Raw genomic sequence first — 17,183 nt, forward strand, 5'->3', positions numbered from 1 at the left:
ATGAGCGTACTGGGCCACCTGCTCGACGGCTTCGCGCACGCGCTCACCCTGCAGAACCTGCTGCTCGGCCTGCTGGGCGTCACCGTCGGCACGCTCGTCGGTGTGCTGCCGGGCCTCGGCCCGGCCACGACGATCGCGCTGCTGCTGCCGCTGACCATGGTGTTCGACCCGGTGGGCGCGTTCGTGATGTTCGCCGGCATCTACTACGGCGGCATGTACGGCGGCAGCACCACCGCGATCCTGCTCAACATCCCCGGCGAGACGGCGTCGATCCCCACCACGCTGGAGGGGTACCCGATGGCGCGGAAGGGCCGGGCCGGGGCCGCGCTGGCCACGGCGGCCATCGGCTCGTTCGTCGCGGGCACGATCTCCACCGTGGTGATCACGTTCCTGGCGCCGGGCATGTCGGCCATCGCCAAGTCGATCCAGCCCGCCGAGTACTTCTCGATCATGGTGCTCGCCTTCGTCACCGTCACCTCGCTCATGGGCGACTCGATCGTGCGCGGCCTGTCCAGCCTCTTCCTCGGGCTGGCGATCGGCATGGTGGGCATCGACCAGATGACCGGCCAGCCGCGCCTGGCCTTCGGCGTCCCCGAGCTGTACGAGGGGCTGCCGGTCGTGGCGCTGGCCGTGGGCCTGTTCGCCGTGGCCGAGGCGGTCGCCACCGCGGCCCAGCGCAACCGGCAGGAGCAGGCGCCGGTGAAGGTGACCGGACGCATCGGCATGACCCGTGACGACTGGCGCCGGTCCTGGCGGCCATGGCTGCGGGGCACCGCGTTCGGCCTGCCGATCGGCTCGCTGCCCGCGGGCGGCGCCGAGCTGCCGACGTTCCTCAGCTACAACGTCGAGAAGCGGCTGGCGAAGAACCCGGAGGAGTTCGGCCACGGCGCCATCGAGGGTGTGGCGGGGCCTGAGGCGGCCAACAACGCGGCGTTCTCCGGCGTGCTGGTGCCCCTACTCACGCTCGGCATCCCGACGTCGGCCACGGCCAGCATGCTGCTGATCGCTTTCCAGATCTACAACGTGCAGCCCGGACCACAGCTCTTCGACCAGCAGCCGGTGCTCGTGTGGACGCTGATCGCCAGCCTCTACATCGGCAACGTGATGCTGCTGGTGCTGAACCTGCCGCTGATCCGGCTGTGGGTGAAGCTGCTGAGCGTGCCCGCCGCGCTGCTGACGGCGGCGATCCTGACGTTCGCGACGCTGGGCGTCTACGCCACCTCGCAGAGCGTGTTCGAGATCCTGGTGGCGTACGGGTTCGGGCTGGTGGGGTTCGTGCTGCGGCGGGCCGGCTATCCGGTGGCGCCGCTGATCCTCGGGGCGGTGCTCGGGCCGCTGATGGAGGTGCAGTTCCGGCGGGCGCTGGCCTTCAGCGAAGGGGATCCGGCGGTGTTCTTCACCCGGCCCGTGTCACTGGCCATCCTCGTGATCGCCGCCGCCTGCCTGATCGGGCCCGTGGTGCTCCGCCGCCGCGGCAAGATCAAGATGCCCGCGGCGATGGACTGACGCAAAAAACACGGCTCCCCCGCCAGTGGCGGGGGAGCCGTGTTCTTGCCTTATGAGCAGGCGGCCAGCACGCGGTCGGCGGCCGTGTCGAGGGGGATCTCCTCCTTGGTGCCCGAGACGCGGTCTCGGAGCTCGACCACGCCCTGGGCCAGCCCGCGGCCGACGACCACGATCGTGGGCAGGCCGAGGAGCTCGGCGTCCTTGAACTTGACCCCCGGCGAGACCCCGGTCCGGTCGTCGACGAGGACGCGCAGCCCGCGTGCCTCCAGGTCGGCGGCCAGCTCGAGGGCCGCCTCGATCTGGTTGTCCTTGCCCGTGCCCACGATGTGCACGTCGGCGGGCGCGACCTCGCGCGGCCACACCAGCCCGAGCTCGTCGTGGGCCTGCTCGGCGATGACCGCCACGGCCCGCGAGACGCCGATGCCGTAGGAACCCATCGTGATGCGGATCGGCTTGCCGTCCGGGCCCAGGGCGTCGAGCCCGGCCGCGTCGGCGTATTTACGGCCGAGCTGAAAGATGTGCCCGATCTCGATGCCGCGGTCGATGGACAGCGGCGAGCCACAGCGGGGGCAGGGGTCTCCGGCGCGCACCTCGGCGGCCTCGATCGTGCCGTCGGGGGTGAAGTCACGGCCCGCGACCACGCCGGCGGCGTGCTTGCCGCGCTCGTTGGCGCCGGTCACCCAGGAGGTGCCGGTGACCACGCGGGGGTCGACGAGGTAGCGGATGCCGAGGTCGCGCAGGACCTGCGGCCCGATGTAACCACGCACCAGGCCGGGGTGCTTGGCGAAGTCCTCGGCCTCGAAGATGGCGGGCTCGCCGGGGGCCAGCGCGGCCTCCAGTCGCTTGAAGTCGACCTCGCGGTCACCGGGCACGCCAACGATCAGCGTCTCGACCTTGTCGGAGCCGGGCGTGGTGACCTTGACGACGACGTTCTTCAGCGTTTCGGCGGCGGTGATCGACAGGCCGTGGTGCTCGTTGACGTACGACACCAGGGACTCGATGGTCGGGGTGTCGGGGGTGTCGAGGACGCGCTGCGACTCCAGCCCGTCGAGGGCGACGACCGGGGGCGCGGTCGTGGTGACGGCCTCGGCGTTGGCCGCGTAGCCGCAGGAGTGGCAGGCGACGAACGTGTCCTCGCCGGTGGGCGTGGGCGCCAGGAACTCCTCGGAGGCCGAGCCGCCCATCGCGCCCGACGTGGCGAACACGATCTTGTAGCTGATGCCGAGCCGGTCGAACGTCCGGATGTAGGTCTCGCGGTGCTGCTCGTAGGAGTGCTTGAGCCCGTCGTCGTCGAGGTCGAAGGAGTAGGCGTCCTTCATCAGGAACTCGCGGCCACGCAGGATGCCCGCGCGGGGCCTGGCCTCATCGCGGTACTTCGTCTGGATCTGGTAGAGCGTGACCGGATAGTCCTTGTACGAGGAGTATTCGCCCTTGACCATGTCGGCGAAGAGCTCCTCGTGCGTGGGGCCGAGCAGGTAGTCGGCGCCCTTGCGGTCCTTGAGCCGGAAGAGCGTGTCACCGTATTCGGTCCAGCGGCCGGTGGCCTCGTAGTATTCGCGCGGCAGCAGGGCGGGGAACAGCACCTCCTGGCCGCCCATCCGGTTCATCTCCTCGCGGACGACCTTGGCGACGTTTTCCATCACCATCTTGCCGAGGGGCAGCCACGAGTAGATGCCGGGCGCCACCCGCCGGACGTAACCGGCGCGGACCAGGAGCTTGTGGCTCGGCACTTCCGCGTCTGCCGGGTCGTCCCGCAGGGTGCGAAGAAACAACGACGACATGCGCAGCAACACGGCTACTCCTTGGTGGGGCCCGGACATGGAGGACTACAGGCTATCGACTCGGAGCAACCTACCGCGCGGCCTTATCCGGCGATGGGGATCCAGCCGGCCAGCGCGCCGGTCACCTCGACCGCGAACAGGGCGGTCAGGACCGCCGCCAGCGCCAGCGCGCGCACCCGGCCCGCCAGGCTCCTGCGCATTGCCAGCACCAGCGCGACGGACAGGACACCGATCACGATCGCGGGACCGGGCCAGAACGCGGGCTCGCTGTCGATGAAGCCGGGCGTCGCGCGGTCGACCGTGTCGGCGAGCAGCAGGGCCCCGATGACACCGGCGGCGACATCGCCCCAGACGTCAGTCCGGCTCGTCACGTAGGCGAGCAGCCCCACCCCGACCAGCAGGACCAGCGCCCAGTTCAACCCGACCGCGGGCTCACCGGCGACAGGGCCGATGTCCGTCCCGCCGCGCAGCATGTTGCCGCCGAGCGTCGCGACGATCATGGACAGAGCGGCCAGGAACGTGGTGAGCAGCGCCCACCCGAAGCCCGCCGCGCTCGCCCCGACGACCAGTGCCAGGGCCAGGTACATATAAGGCTCATAGAGCTGGCCGAGCCACTGGGGCATCCGGTCGGAGGCGAATATGCCGACCAGGCCGACGGCCAGTCCACCCAGGAAAGCCGCTACTACGTGTCGCTCGATGTGGCGTAGTCGCCGCTCGTATGCGGCGAACTCGGCATAGTCGAGTGCTGTCTCTTTCATCTCCAGTCCCTGGTCATCCCTCCCCCGAGAACTTCTGGGAACGACCGTAATCAGATTATGTGCCTGTACAGAAAAGGCAAATTTAGGACAACCGTATGTAATCAAGCAATCGCTTGGTTAAGCTTGCCCGGTGACCGTCACAGACGAGCTGCGCGCCGTCGTCCGCGCCTATCTCGCCGACCGTCCCGCCGCGCCCTGGCCGGCGTTCGCGCGCGACCTCGGCGCCGCCGGCCTCGCCGTTCCCGAGGAGTACGGCGGAGCGGGCTGCGGCCCGGCCGAGACCGCGGTCGTGGCCGGAGAGCTGGGCAGGACCCTGTCCCCCCACCCCTTCCTGCAGAGCGCCGTCCTGGCCGTCGAGGCACTCAAGGCGAGCGGCGACGAGGCGGCGATGGCCCGGCTCCTGCCCGCGCTGGCCGACGGCTCGGTGACAGCGACCGTCGTCCTGCCGGGTGAGGGCGACCTGACCCTCCGGGACGGCCTGCTCACGGGCGTCGTGCCGTACGCGCTGGAGGGCGACGTGGTGCTGGCCTACGCGGACGGGCTCCTGGTCGAGGCCGTGCCCACGCGGCGTGTGGCGCACCAGACCATGGACGAGAGCCGGCCACTGGCCGAGCTGTCCTTCGACCACGTCCAGGTACGGCCGGCCGGCGACGGCGCGGCGTGGAGCCGGGTGCGCGACCTCGGCATCGCGGCGCTGGCGGCCGAGCAGGTGGGCGGGGCCGAACGCTGTCTGGAGATGGCCGTCGAGCACGCGAAGCTGCGCCACCAGTTCGGCCGGCCGATCGGCTCCTTCCAGGCCGTCAAGCACAAGCTGGCCGACCTGCTGCTGCTCGTCGAGTCGGCCAGGTCGGCGGCGCGGGCGGCGGCCGGGTCCGAGTCCTTCGCGGCGATCGCCGGGTCGTACTGCACCGAGGCGTATCTCACGGCGGCGGGCGAGAACATCCAGGTCCACGGCGGGATCGGGGTGACCTGGGAGCATCCGGCCCACCGCTACCTCAAACGGGCCACCTCCGACGCGCAGCTCTTCTGCCCGCCGCGGGCGCACCGCGAACGGCTGGCCGCGTACGTCTTCCAGGGCCCCGCCGGCGGGTCAACCGCCCAGTAGCGTCTCCCAGGGGCGCGGGGCGTTCGTACTGCGGGTGGTGTCGAGCGCCTCGGCCAGCCGCCAGAATCCCGGCTTGTCGCGTACGCGCTCGCGGCCCAGCGGATCGATGGCCCGCAGCTCGAAGCGGACGCCCATCACGTCGAGCACCGCCGACCGGCTGTCGCCCGGCCCGGCGGGCCTGCCGAGCTCGTCCTCGTACGCGGGATTGCGCACCTGCGCGGCCAGCAGCGCCGCCACCTCGGAGGCGTACGGGCCGTCGCGCCATTCGATGTGCCAGCTGTGGTCGGCGCCGCGCCACCAGGTCAGATCCCGGCACGTCTCGATGAACTCGGCCTCGGTCGCGAGGGCGGCCATCACCCGGCCGAACGCCTCGAAACCACGCCCGCTCGTGAGCGAGAAGTCATCGTCCCGCATATCGGGAAGCGTGCCATCTTTCGGCCGCCTTAGCGCGTGCTTTCGCCTCACGTGCATCACTCTGATCGCGAACGCGCCCTTCCCGCAAGTCTTTGGTGCTGATAGTCTCTACCAAGCGAGCGCTTGGTTTACTACTTTCGCCGGAGGCGCGATGACGTCCCTACGGATCAGCCTGGGGTACGAGCTGGAGGTCCGCGGGCGCTCCCGCGAGGTCGAACAACAGGCGTTCCAGAACGTGATCGACCAGGTCGTGCTCGGCGACCGGCTCGGCTTCGACACCGCCTGGTTCGTCGAACATCACTTCACCCGAGGGTTCTCCCATTCCTCCGCGCCCGATCTGGTGCTGTCCGCGATCTCCCAGCGGACCGAACGGATCCATCTCGGGCTGGGCGTGGTGCTGCTGCCGTTCCAGTCGCCGATCCGTACGGCGGAGCGGGTCGCCACCCTTGACGTGCTGAGCGGCGGCCGGGTGGAGTTCGGCACCGGGCGCGGAGCCTCACCCCTGGAGTACCAGGCGTTCCAGCGGCCGTTCGAGAAGTCGCGGCAGATCTGGGAGGACTCGCTGGAGGCGACACTGGCCATCTGGCGGGCCGACGGAGAGCCGGTCAGCCGCTCGAACGAGTTCTTCGAGATCCCGGACGTGGCCGTCTATCCGCGCCCGGTGCAGCAGCCGCACCCGCCGGTCTGGGTGGCCTCGACATCACTGGAGGGCTACCTGGCGGCGGCCGAGCACGGCTACAACCTGCTCGGCATGACGATGGTCAAGGGCATCGACGACGTGGCCGCCGACATCGCCCAGTACCGCGAGCGCCTGGCCGCGGCCGGGTTCGATCCCGCCTCGCGCCGGGTCGCGCTGATGATCCCCTGGTTCGTCGCGCCCACCCGCGACGAGGCCAACGAGACGGCCGCCGACGCCGTCCTGTGGTACATCCGCCGCCAGGTCAACCTCGTCACCCCACCGGACTACTACGACGCGCGGCACGCCACCCATCGGGTCCTCGGCCAGCTCGCGGCCGGGATGCCGCCCGAGGAGGCGATGGCGACGCTGCGTGAGCACCTGATGGTCGTGGTGGACGACGTGGCGGGCTCGCGCAAGGCCCTGGCCAGGATCGCGGAGGCCGGGGCGACGGATCTGATCATCCAGGCGCAGGTGGGCGGGCTGGCGCACGACCGGGTGTGCGAGGCGATGACGCTGTTCATGACCGAGGTGGCCAAGTGACCGCCCCGGAGACCGGCGGGACCGGCTCCACGGCCGACCCGACGACCGGGCCGACGACCGGCCCGACGGCCGGCTCCGCGAGCGGCCGGGACGCGTCGGCCGAGGCCGCCGCCGCGCGGTGGCTGACGCGGGACGATCTCCGGGCGGGCGCGCGGTCCGCCACGGGGCTGCTACTGGTCGCTCCCGACGCCTCCAGCGCCTTCCCGCTCGGGTCCGGCGACCGCGCGGAGGCGGCGGGACTGACCGGGGCGGCACTGCGTGCGGCAGGCGTGGGCGGACGCGACCGGGTCGTGGTGGCGCTGGCCGAACCGGCGGGCGCCCTCTGGGCCGCCGCGGCGGCGGACGTGGCGTCGGCGGCGGCCTCCGTGGGGCCGCGCGGCCGCATGCGGCTGATCCACGCGCTGTCCGCCCTGGGCGCCACCACGCTGGTCGCCACCCCGACAGGTGCGATGGACCTGCTGGCCAGGCTGCACCTGGAGTTCCTTCTCGACCCGCTTGACCTGGGACTGCGGCACATCGTCCTGACCGGGGAGATCGCCTCGAAGCGGACACTCCGCCACCTGGCGGGCGAGTTCGACGCCCACGTGACCGAGGTGTACGCCAACCCCTTCAGCGGCGGCGCCCTGGCCTGGCGGGCGGCCGAGAACGACCCGCTCACTCCCCTGGCGGACGGCGTGCTGCACCTGGCCTCGCTGACCAAGGACGTGCTGCGGCACTCGGAGCCGTCCGGGGTGGCCGAGTTGGTGATCACCCCTCACGGTCACTCGGCGCTCGGCGACGCCGTCCTGCGTACCGGCCAGGTGGTGCGTACCGACTCGCCCGCGTCCGACTCGCCCGCGTCCGGCGACGACACGCGAGCCGGTGACCCAGGATTGCCCGCTCCCGCGCACACGGTCGGCGAGCACGTGCTGGTCCGGGGCGTGTGGCTGTCGCTGCCGCGGATCGAGAAGGCGCTGGCCAAGATCGACGGCGTGTCCCGATGGGAGCTGACGATCAGCCGGCCGGGCACGCTGGACACCGCGGTGCTCACGGTCACGTTCGGCAGGGAGAGCCTGGTACGCAATCCGATGTGGCGGGGGCGGATCCAGCAGGCGATCCAGGGGCTGACCCCGATCTCGCTCGGCGTGGAGATCGCACCGGAGATCGCCGAGGCGCCGGGCCCCGGCGTGCTGACCGACCTGCGCGGCCACCACCTGGGCCGCGACCGGGCGCTGATCGTGTAACCGTTTGATCGTGCAACCGGAGGCGCGCACCGATGGGACCGATGCCGGACTGGGGGACGCTCCCCCGCATGCTTCGCGACCAGGCGGACCGCCACCCGGACACGATCGTGATCGTCGACGGCGGCACCCGCGTGACCATGGCGGAGCTCCGCGCCGGAGCCGCCCGCGTGGCACACGAGCTCATCGAGCTCGGTGTCCGGCCGGGTGACCGGGTGGCCATGTGGGGCGTCAACGACCCGTACTGGGTGATGCACGCCTTCGGCATCTGGGACGCCGGTGCGGTGATCGTGCCGCTCTCCTCGCGCGCCAAGGGCCTGGAGGCGGCGGCGATGATCGCGAAGACCGGCGCCGAGGTCCTGGTCACGGGCGAGGGCCCGCCCGGCGTCGTCCTCGCCGACCTTCTGCCACCGGGCACCGGCCTGCGCCACGTGCTGGGCCCCGGCACGGCGCGGGGAGCGCGGCTCCTCACAGAGCCCGCGGGCGTCGAGGAGCGGGCGCTGGCCGTACGACCAGGCGATCTGTGCGAGATCATGTCCACCTCCGGCACCACCGGCACCCCCAAGGGCGTGATGCTGGACCACGCCCAGGTCCTGCGCGGCTACTGGGACTGGTCCGAGATCGTCACCCTGGACGAGCACGACCGATATCCGGTGATCGCCCCGTTCAGCCATGGTTTCGGGCTCAACGCCGGGCTGATCGCCTGCGTGCTCCGGCGGGCGACCATGATGCCGATCAGGATCTTCACCCCCGACGCCCTGATGTCGCTGATCTCGGACGGCCGGGTGAGCATCCTGGCGGGCCCGCCGACGCTGTTCCACCGGCTGCTCGACGAGCTGGACCGCGCCGACTGGGACGTGTCGTCGCTGCGCGTGGCCATCTGCGGCGCCGCCGCCGTGCCCGCAGCGCTGATCACCCGGCTGGTCGAACGGGTCGGGCTGGAACGGATGATCAACGCGTACGGCCTGATGGAGGGCACCGTCGTCTCCATGACCAGGGCCGGCGACCCGATCGAGGTGATCGCCGCGACCACCGGCAGAGCGGTGCCCGGGATCGAGGTGCGGATCGTCGACGACGACGGCAAGGAGGTCGCCACCGGGGAGCGCGGCGAGATCCTGCAGCGCGGGTACGGGGTCATGCGCGGCTATTGGGACGAGCCCGGCAAGACCGCCGAGGTCGTCGATCCGGACGGCTGGCTGCACACGGGTGACATCGGCGTGCTCGACCCGGCGGGCAATCTCGCCATCGTGGACCGCAAGAAGGAGCTCTACATCGTCAACGGCTTCAACGTCTCACCCGCCGAGGTGGAGTCGCTGCTGCTGCGCGAAGGCTCGCTGGCGCAGGCGGCCGTGATCGGCGTGCCCGACCCGGTCTCTGGCGAGGCGGGCTGGGCGTATGTGGTGCCCAGGCCGGGGATGACGGTCGATCCGGGCACGCTGCTCGGCTGGGCGAAGGACAACATGTCCAACTACAAGGTGCCGAAGCGGATCATCGTGGTCGAGGCGCTGCCCGCCAACGCCAACGGCAAGATCGACAAGATGGTCCTCCGCGCCCGCGCGTCCGCCTCCTGAAGGACCGCCGAATGAACCCCCTTTGCGGAAGATGGGTTCATTCGTCCCGGCGATCGGGGATACATCGATCACAGCGCCTGGTCGCATCTGGTGGGACGCTTGCCCCGTGTAACAGAATCGCCGACATGGAGGAGGCAGCGTGACGTTGCGCGTGGCGGTCATCGGGTCGGGCCCTGCCGGTATCTACACGGCCGAGGCCCTGGTCAAACAGGCGCAGGAGGACGTGCGGGTCGACGTCGTCGAGCGGCTGCCCACGCCGTACGGGCTCGTGCGATACGGCGTCGCGCCCGATCACACGTCGATCAAGTCGATCGCCAATTACCTCCGCCGGGTGCTCGAACTCCCCGAGGTCCGCTTCCTCGGCGGCGTCACGCTCGGCGAGCACCTGTCGGTCGAGGACCTGCTGAGCCACTACGACGCGGTCGTCTACGCCACGGGCGCGATGGTCGACAGGAAGCTCGGCATCCCGGGCGAGGACCTGCCGGGCAGCGTGGCCGCCACCGACTTCGTCAACTGGTACTGCGGCCATCCCGACGTCTCCGCCTCCATGTTCACCCTCGACAGCGCCGAGATCGCGGTCATCGGCGTCGGGAACGTGGCCGTCGATGTCGTCCGCGTGCTGGCCAAGACCGCCGACGAGCTCAGCTCCACGGACGTGCCGCACGACGTGCTCGAACGTCTGGGCGCCAGCCAGGTCAAGGCGATCCACATGATCGGCCGCCGTGGCCCGGAGCACGCCAAGTTCACGCTGAAGGAGCTGCGGGAGCTCGGCGAGCTGGCGAACGCCGACGTCTGCGTCCGCGACGACGAGGCCGTCGTACTGGGCGGCGACTTCCCTCGGCAGATCCGCGGCAACATCGACGTCCTTCAGTCCTGGGCGGCCCGCCCCCCGGTCGGCCGCCCGCGCCGCCTCGACGTGCGCTTCTGGCTGCGCCCGGTGGAGATCCTCGGCACGGACCGGGTGGAGGGGCTCAGGCTCGAACGCACCCGGCTGTCCGAGGAGGGCCGGGTGGTGGGCACGGGCGAGTTCGAGACGCTCCCCGTGGGCATGGTGCTGCGCTCGGTCGGCTACCAGAGCATCCCGCTGCCGGGGGTGCCGTTCGACGAACGGTCGATGACGGTGCCCAACGAGGCCGGACGGGTGCGCGACCGCGAGTACGTGGCGGGCTGGCTCAAGCGCGGCCCTACAGGCGTGATCGGCACCAACAAGTCGGACGCGGCGGAGACGGTCCGCACGCTGCTGTCCGACCTGGCGGGCCATGATCGGACACAGTCGGCGCCCATCGACGCGCTGCTGCTCGAACGGGGTGTGCGGCCGGTGACGTACGACGAATGGCTGGCCATCGAGGCGGCGGAGGGCGCGCTGGCCAAGTCGCTGGGCCGGGGCGAGCGCGTCAAACTCGCCGGCCTGGAGGCCATGCTGCGGGCCTGCCGACCCTGACCACGGACGCGCCACAGTGAGAGACCAGTCCCTTCCCGGATTCGAGGAAGCCCACCGGGTCCAGCGGGCCCGCTATCCGGCCGCCGAGCCGGGCTGGCAGCCGGTGCACACCGTCTACGTGCCCGCCGACCGGCTGTCGCCGAGCACGGTCGTGGGGTGGCGCGCGCAGGCACTTGACCTGGTCAAGGAGCATCTGAGCGGCCCCGATGAGCTGGCCGCCGTGTTCGGGCTGCCGGACGCGCTCGCGCGGGACGTACACGACAGAGTGCTGCGCAAGCTCGCCCGCGAGCCGATCGAGGACCTGCGGATCGACTTCGAGGACGGCTACGGCGGGCGGCCCGGCGACGAGGACGGCCACGTCGAGCAAGCCGTCGAGGCCGTGGCCGTGATGCGGGCCGCCGGAGCGCTGCCGCGCCGGTGGGGGCTGCGGGTCAAGTCGTTCGCCGACGGGGATCCCGGGCGGTCGGTGCGGACGCTCGACGGGTTCGTCACCGGGGTGGTCGAGCGGGTGGGCGAGTTGCCCGCCGGGTTCGTGGTCACCTTCCCGAAGGTCCTCATGGAGGCGTACCTGGGGCAGTTCTGCGGCTTCCTGGAGCGGCTGGAGCGGGAGCTGGACGTCGAGCTGCGGTTCGAGATCCAGGTCGAGGCGCCGCAGACCGTGCTGTTCCTGCGCGGGGAGCTGGCCGAGTCGTTCGGGGGGCGGCTGGCGGGCGCGCACTTCGGGGTGTTCGACTACACGGCGGCGCTCGGGCTGCCGCCGCACGAACAGCGGCTCGACCATCCGGCCTGCGACCACGCGCGGCACGTGATGCAGACGGCGTTCGCGGGCACCGGGGTCGAGCTCTCCGACGGGTCGCTGGCCGCCTCCCCCGCCTCCGGGTCGGCCGAGGACGTGCACGCGCTGTGGCGGCGGCACGCCGAGCTCGTCAGGCACTCGCTGGGGCATGGGTTCTACCAGGGCTGGGACATGCACCCCTCGCACCTGGTGAGCAGGTTCGCCACGGTTTACGCCTTCCATCTGGCGCGCTACGACTCCTACCGGGACCGGGTGCGGGCCTGGGAGGAGCGGCGGGCGGCCGGGGGCGGCGTCATGGACGAGCCCGCCACGATCAAGACGCTCGCCGCCGCGCTCCGCCGCGCCGACGCGGCGCTCACGCTCCCAGACTGAGCTCGGCTGAGCTCGGCTGAGCTCGGCTGAGCTCGGCTGAGCTCGGCTGAGAGCGGTCGCGCCCGGCCCGGGCGCGCTGGGGTCAGTCGCGGTCGACCAGGGTGCGCCACTGGCGGACGCGGCGCTGGTCAACCGGCATCGACCAGTTCTCCCGTACGGCCGAGCCCACATGGAACGCGCGGATGCCGTAGTCCAGCAGGGACGGCACGTAGGCGGGCTTGAGTCCGCCGCCCGCCAGGATGATGGAGCCGTCGCCCGCGTCGGCCCGGCTCTTGAGCACCGGCAGCCCGGACCGCACCCCGGCGGGCGAGCCCGCCGTGAGCACCGTGGCCAGGTTGGGCAGCAGCCGTACCGCCCGCCACGACGCCTGGACGTCGGCCGCGTGGTCGACGGCGCGGTGGAACGTCCACGGCAGCGGCGACGCCGCGTGGATCAGCGCCTCGGTGGCGGCCAGGTCGACGGCGCCCGCATCGTCGAGGAAGCCGAACACGAATCCCGCCGCACCCGCCTGGGCCAGCGCCTTGACGTCGAGGCGGAGCCGGTCGAGCACCTCGGGACCGGCGGTGAAGGTCGCGTCGCAGCGCAGCATCACCATCTGGGGCAGCGGGCACTCCGCGGCGATCGCGGCGACCGTCTCCGGAGCAGGGGTGAGCCCGTCGGCACCCATGTCGGCGACGACCTCCAGACGGTCGGCTCCGCCCTGCTCAGCGGCCACGGCGTCGCGCACGTTCAGCGCGATCACCTCTAGGAGGGATCCGGTCATGCTGGAGAGGTTATATGGTGCTCTGCCCATTTCCGTGGGTGAAGGGGGATAAAAGTCCCCGCCGGCCGTGCCCCACTGAGGGAAGCAGGGCACGGTCGTACCGGCGGACGCCGGTCAGGTGTGCTCAGACGCCGATCAACTCGGCGACCGTGAGGTCGCGGAACGCCGTCGTCGCGGCCTCCTCCGCGGGCCGCTCGAAGAGGGCGCCCGAGGAGCGGTGCGGCAGATCGACCGTACGCAGGTGCCGGAAGCCGCGCTTGCGGTAGTAGTCCTGCAACTGCGGGTTGTTCTTGGCGCAGTCGAGCCGGAGCCACCGCGACCCGGAGGCGTGCGCCATGGAGCCCGCCCAGTCCAGCAGGGCGTCCCCGAGGCCGAAGCCCGACCAGGGCCGGGCGACGGCGAGCTTGTGCACGTACAGGGCGGAGCCCGGGTCGTCGGCCCGCCGCCAGAACTCCGGGTCGGCGTGGTCGTCGAGGGCGATCGTGGCGACGGGCGGGGCCTCGTCGTCCAGCTCGAGGTACCGGAGCTCGTCGTCCACGAGGTAGAGCACCCGCTCGGCGATGAGTGGCTCGATCCGCTCGGGCCCGAAGCCTCCCCGCGGCCACTGCCGCACTCCCCTGGAGTGCAGCCATTCGGACGTGTCGGCGAGGAGGGTCAGGACGCCCGGGAGATCGGCGGCGTCGGCGCGGCGGAGAGCGAGCGGGTGGAGCAGGGTGTTCGAAAGCACGGTTCAGCCCTTCATGACATCGGGTGTCCATGCGAACACAGAACGTGACTATTGGAGCGCGCGCTGGCTCGCACGGGGGGTTTGAGGCGACATCTATCGAGAAATCGCGCATCAAGGGAGTGCGCAGGACTCCCTTTGCCCAGCGAGGCGGGAGGCTCGTCTTAGGCGGCCGGTGGGATCACCCCCAACCGAGCTCGCTCAGCGGCTGTCGAGCTCGTATCTGATCAAGTGCTTGTCGGCGGGGAGCACCGACACCGCGACACGCACGGGCATGTCGCCGTTGTCGTAACCAACCCGGACGTAAACCATGACCGGTGTGCCGAGCTCAAGTTGGAGACGCTCGGCTTCTTCCTGGTTGGGCATACGCGCCCAGATGTCGTCCACCACCCGCACCTGCTCGTGTCCGAGCTCCTCCAGCACCCGGTTGGCCCCCCGCGGAATATCGCCCGGCCGGGCGATCTCCGTGCTGGCCACCAGGTCACGTGGAAAGTAGGAATCGTTGGTGTTGTACGGCTGGCCGTCGACGAACCGCAGGCGCCGCCGGACGACGGCCAGTTCCCCTTCGGCCAGTTCGAGCCGGCTGGCGATCTCCTCGACCGGAGAGACGGTCAAGACCTCTATGTACTGGCTGGGCGCACGACCTTCCTGCGTCACGGCGAAGGCGAAAGCTTCGCGTAGTTCGCCGGACGGCTGCGGCTCCAGCTCGCGCTGCGGATAGATCAGCAGCGGTCTCCGGTCACGGACGACCGTGCCACGCCGCGGGGTTCGCGTGACCAACCCTTCGTTGACCAGCTCCCCAAGAGCGAGTCGGACAGTGTTGCGGCTCACCCCATGGTCTTCCATGAGCTGCGCCTCGGTCGGCAGCTGCGCCCCGGGGCCGAGTACACCGGAGTAGATGGCTCTCCTCAGCTCTGAGGCCACCAGCTGGTACAGGACCGACCTTGCCACTTTCACCCCTTTTGTTCCAACAATTTAGACGATCTGGTTCTAACAGGCCACAACCCCTTGACCAATGGCCATTGACAGCCGCATCATCCAATCGTTGGTACAAATCCATCGAAAGGCCGGTGAGGGGGTGAGGGCCGGTGTTACCAGTCCACGCGGGCACGCCGTACCTGCCCTGGCGAGACCCTCGTGAAGCAACACGTTTACTGCGTTACGCGTTGCACCGCCAGGGCCCCTGCCACACCTACCAGAGCAATGGGAACGGTATGTCCGAGTTGACCGTGTGGAGCAAGGACGGTTCCTTCATCTGGAATGAGGAGGGCGCCACCGTCTCACATCCCATCGATGACCCCGTCGGCGCGGCCCAACGTATCGTCGACCACTACCAACATCCGGAGTCCTCGAAAGAGGGTCGCTCCCCCACGAACTCCGTGTGCGAACACTCGGCCTAGGACTCCATCCCTCGCCGGAGTCCTGGTGTCGCCGCACACGGGGCAGGAAGCGCGTCCTGGCGGGTCCCCCACGCCCGCCAGGGCGCGCGTTCCTCCTTTTCCATAACATTTGTGGCACTTCGCGCCTTTGACCACCATTCTTTGCGCCTAGCCAGGCCCGCGCCGTACACCAAGCCCGGTCCAGCCCTGCCCCGGAGGCGGGCGCCCGGCGTGCGTGGCCGGCCGCGGTGCGGAGGCGGCCAGACCGGGATTGGCTTTCAGGCCCATTACTACCTATCGTTCCCGACTTGGTGGCGCCGCGAAGGATTTCCCGGGGATGCGTGCTACTCAGCTGGCCGCCAATTGAGTAGTGCCAGGTCATCGCCCATGTCCGCGTACACCCCCTGGACCGCCTGACCGTACTCGGGCTCGCGATCGCCGTCCCACCCGCCGTGAATCAGGCAGCCGGGCACGGCGGAGAGCCGCACCAGCACCACGACGTACGGCTCGGTCGAGCCGGGCATGAACGGCCGGCGGTTGACGATCCAGCTCTCCACCGTGCCCTGCGGCGCGACCACCTCCCAATGCCACCTCTCGGTACGGCAGGCCGGGCAGAAGGCCCTGGCCGGGAAGCGAGGGGTGTGACAGGTGTCACAGCGCTGGACCGTGAACTCGTGGCCGGCGAGCCGGTCCCACCAGTCCTTGGAGTCCCGATCAGGGGTCGGCCGCACGCCGCGGGGCGGCCTGCCGTACCGGTCAGGCATCGGTCAGCCCTTTCTGAGCAGGAGGGCCGAGGTGGCGGGCAGGATGTAGCCGGGCTGGGCGGTCGACAGCGCCACCTCGGCGCCGGCGACCTGCCGGTCACCCGCGTCCCCGCGTAGCTGGGAGACGGCCTCGGCTATGTGGTTGATGCCGTGGACGTAGCCCTCCGACAGGAAGCCGCCGTGCGTGTTGACCGGGAGCGGTCCGTCGAGGGCCGTCGCGCCGGACGCGACGTACGGGCCGCCCTCGCCCTTGGCGCAGAAGCCGTAGTCCTCCAACTGGACGATCACCGAGTAGGTGAAGCAGTCGTACAGCTCCGCCACGTCGATGTCGGCCGGGCCGAGTCCGGCCTGGGCGTACAGGCGCGGGGCCAGCGCGGCGGCGGCCGTGGTGGTGGGGTCGGCCCGGCCGCCGGACAGGTGCGAGTCGCCGCCGCCCCAGGCCGCGCCGGAGATCAGCACCGGCGGGCGGCGCAGCGAGCGGGCGCGGTCGGCGGTCGTGATGACCAGGGCGCACGCGCCGTCGGTCTCCAGGCAGCAGTCCAGCAGGCGGAACGGCTCGGCGATCCACCTACTGGCCAGGTAATCGTCGAGGGTGATGGGGGTGCGCATGAGAGCGCGCGGATTCTTGACGGCATTCGCCCGCTGAGTGACGGCCAGTTGCCCGAAATGCTCCGCTTTAGTGCCGTATTTCTGTATATGGGCTTGGGCATACATCGCATATTGCTGCGGTGGCGCGAAATAGCCATATGGCGCTTGATATTGCACCTCGGGGCTTACCGGAAGGCCCCGCCCGGTGCCGCCCATGCGGAACTCCGACCGGGCATTGATCGCGCGGTAACAGACGACGGTCTCGGCCATGCCGGTCGCCACGGCCAGCGCCGCCTGCGCCACAACCGCGTGCGAGACGCTGCCGCCGCCGAACTGGTCGAGGTACCAGGTCGGATCGGCCATGCCGAGCGCCGGACCCACCAGGGACGGGGCCGCCGAGTCGCCGACTCGGTGCGTGGCCAAGCCCTCGACGTCGCCGGGGCCGAGGCCGGCGTCGTCGAGGGCGGCCAGGATCGCGCGACAGGCCAGGGTGAGCGTGCTGACCCCCGAGTCCTTGGTGAAGGGCGTGTAACCGACCCCCACCACGGCCGTACGGTCCCGGAACTCAAGCAAGCGCTTGGCCATCCTGAAACGCTAGGCCCCACCGTCCACATATGTCAACGGGGAGGTACGCCTGGCATGCCAACCTGCGCCGCATTTCGCTTGACACCTTTTCCGCCGCACGCCTACCGTCCAAGCAAGCGCTTGGTAAGATACGATGCAAGCGGCGATGAGGAGGAGACCATGAGCACACACGCTGCCCGGCTGATCACGCCGGACGG

General features: G+C 70.5%; 15 protein-coding genes. 7 read left to right on the forward strand and 8 right to left on the reverse strand.

The features are described 5' to 3' along the window. The gene (locus tag ACGFNP_RS58260; RefSeq protein WP_358338502.1) at positions 1 to 1,506 is read left to right on the forward strand and encodes a tripartite tricarboxylate transporter permease; all 1,506 of its coding nucleotides are present in this window, start codon (positions 1 to 3) and stop codon (positions 1,504 to 1,506) included. Between the two features lie 50 nt (positions 1,507 to 1,556). Here the strand turns inward: ACGFNP_RS58260 and ACGFNP_RS58265 are convergent, their stop codons facing one another. Continuing rightward, on the reverse strand, positions 1,557 to 3,299 hold the full coding sequence (locus ACGFNP_RS58265) for a proline--tRNA ligase (protein WP_358338505.1): 1,743 nt from the start codon (positions 3,297 to 3,299) through the stop codon (positions 1,557 to 1,559). Between the two features lie 71 nt (positions 3,300 to 3,370). Further along, positions 3,371 to 4,045, reverse strand: a complete 675-nt coding sequence (locus ACGFNP_RS58270; protein WP_393333375.1) for a hypothetical protein — start codon at positions 4,043 to 4,045, stop codon at positions 3,371 to 3,373. Between the two features lie 130 nt (positions 4,046 to 4,175). On the opposite strand from ACGFNP_RS58270, the gene ACGFNP_RS58275 reads away from it, so the two are divergent. Then, complete coding sequence (locus tag ACGFNP_RS58275) at positions 4,176 to 5,150, forward strand: acyl-CoA dehydrogenase family protein (protein WP_393333377.1); 975 nt, start codon at positions 4,176 to 4,178, stop codon at positions 5,148 to 5,150. On the opposite strand, the gene ACGFNP_RS58280 is transcribed toward ACGFNP_RS58275, so the two are convergent. Then, complete coding sequence (locus ACGFNP_RS58280) at positions 5,136 to 5,564, reverse strand: hypothetical protein (protein ID WP_358338514.1); 429 nt, start codon at positions 5,562 to 5,564, stop codon at positions 5,136 to 5,138. The genes ACGFNP_RS58275 and ACGFNP_RS58280 overlap by 15 nt on opposite strands. Before the next feature lie 151 nt (positions 5,565 to 5,715). Here ACGFNP_RS58280 and ACGFNP_RS58285 point away from each other — a divergent pair, with 151 nt between their 5' ends. From ACGFNP_RS58285 to ACGFNP_RS58305, 5 genes are all read left to right on the forward strand, one after another. After that, entirely contained in the window at positions 5,716 to 6,783 is a 1,068-nt protein-coding gene (locus ACGFNP_RS58285) for an LLM class flavin-dependent oxidoreductase (protein ID WP_358338517.1), read from the forward strand. Further along, complete coding sequence (locus ACGFNP_RS58290) at positions 6,780 to 8,006, forward strand: hypothetical protein (protein WP_393333381.1); 1,227 nt, start codon at positions 6,780 to 6,782, stop codon at positions 8,004 to 8,006. Before ACGFNP_RS58285 ends, ACGFNP_RS58290 begins: the two co-directional genes overlap by 4 nt. Before the next feature lie 68 nt (positions 8,007 to 8,074). Continuing rightward, entirely contained in the window at positions 8,075 to 9,574 is a 1,500-nt protein-coding gene (locus ACGFNP_RS58295) for an AMP-binding protein (protein WP_393333384.1), read from the forward strand. Positions 9,575 to 9,713: 139 nt separating this feature from the next. After that, on the forward strand, positions 9,714 to 11,015 hold the full coding sequence (locus tag ACGFNP_RS58300) for an FAD-dependent oxidoreductase (protein ID WP_393333387.1): 1,302 nt from the start codon (positions 9,714 to 9,716) through the stop codon (positions 11,013 to 11,015). 16 nt (positions 11,016 to 11,031) lie between these two features. Continuing rightward, positions 11,032 to 12,183, forward strand: coding sequence for a DUF6986 family protein (locus ACGFNP_RS58305; protein WP_358338528.1), 1,152 nt, complete (start codon positions 11,032 to 11,034; stop codon positions 12,181 to 12,183). Positions 12,184 to 12,265: 82 nt separating this feature from the next. Here the strand turns inward: ACGFNP_RS58305 and ACGFNP_RS58310 are convergent, their stop codons facing one another. The 5 genes from ACGFNP_RS58310 to ACGFNP_RS58330 all read right to left on the reverse strand — a co-directional run bounded on the left by ACGFNP_RS58310 (position 12,266) and on the right by ACGFNP_RS58330 (position 16,986). Further along, positions 12,266 to 12,946 (reverse strand): copper homeostasis protein CutC, encoded by a 681-nt coding sequence (locus tag ACGFNP_RS58310; RefSeq protein WP_358028902.1) that lies wholly within the window; start codon positions 12,944 to 12,946, stop codon positions 12,266 to 12,268. A 124-nt stretch (positions 12,947 to 13,070) separates the two neighbouring features. After that, complete coding sequence (locus ACGFNP_RS58315; protein ID WP_393333392.1) at positions 13,071 to 13,673, reverse strand: GNAT family N-acetyltransferase; 603 nt, start codon at positions 13,671 to 13,673, stop codon at positions 13,071 to 13,073. 198 nt (positions 13,674 to 13,871) lie between these two features. Then, on the reverse strand, positions 13,872 to 14,621 hold the full coding sequence (locus ACGFNP_RS58320; RefSeq protein ID WP_214642998.1) for a GntR family transcriptional regulator: 750 nt from the start codon (positions 14,619 to 14,621) through the stop codon (positions 13,872 to 13,874). Between the two features lie 772 nt (positions 14,622 to 15,393). Continuing rightward, complete coding sequence (locus ACGFNP_RS58325) at positions 15,394 to 15,813, reverse strand: OB-fold domain-containing protein (protein ID WP_358338536.1); 420 nt, start codon at positions 15,811 to 15,813, stop codon at positions 15,394 to 15,396. Between the two features lie 3 nt (positions 15,814 to 15,816). Next, positions 15,817 to 16,986, reverse strand: a complete 1,170-nt coding sequence (locus tag ACGFNP_RS58330; RefSeq protein ID WP_358338539.1) for an acetyl-CoA acetyltransferase — start codon at positions 16,984 to 16,986, stop codon at positions 15,817 to 15,819. Positions 16,987 to 17,183: the final 197 nt, after the last annotated feature.

This window comes from Nonomuraea sp. NPDC049269 (assembly GCF_043197155.1).
Classification (GTDB): domain Bacteria; phylum Actinomycetota; class Actinomycetes; order Streptosporangiales; family Streptosporangiaceae; genus Nonomuraea.

Coding starts and splice junctions, on each gene's coding strand:
- ACGFNP_RS58280 (WP_358338514.1), bottom strand. CDS start 5,564: ATGCGGGACGATGACTTCTCGCTCACGAGCGGGCGTGGTTTCGAGGCG.
- ACGFNP_RS58295 (WP_393333384.1), top strand. CDS start 8,075: ATGCTTCGCGACCAGGCGGACCGCCACCCGGACACGATCGTGATCGTC.
- ACGFNP_RS58270 (WP_393333375.1), bottom strand. CDS start 4,045: ATGAAAGAGACAGCACTCGACTATGCCGAGTTCGCCGCATACGAGCGG.
- ACGFNP_RS58260 (WP_358338502.1), top strand. CDS start 1: ATGAGCGTACTGGGCCACCTGCTCGACGGCTTCGCGCACGCGCTCACC.
- ACGFNP_RS58325 (WP_358338536.1), bottom strand. CDS start 15,813: ATGCCTGACCGGTACGGCAGGCCGCCCCGCGGCGTGCGGCCGACCCCT.
- ACGFNP_RS58310 (WP_358028902.1), bottom strand. CDS start 12,946: ATGACCGGATCCCTCCTAGAGGTGATCGCGCTGAACGTGCGCGACGCC.
- ACGFNP_RS58330 (WP_358338539.1), bottom strand. CDS start 16,986: ATGGCCAAGCGCTTGCTTGAGTTCCGGGACCGTACGGCCGTGGTGGGG.
- ACGFNP_RS58285 (WP_358338517.1), top strand. CDS start 5,716: ATGACGTCCCTACGGATCAGCCTGGGGTACGAGCTGGAGGTCCGCGGG.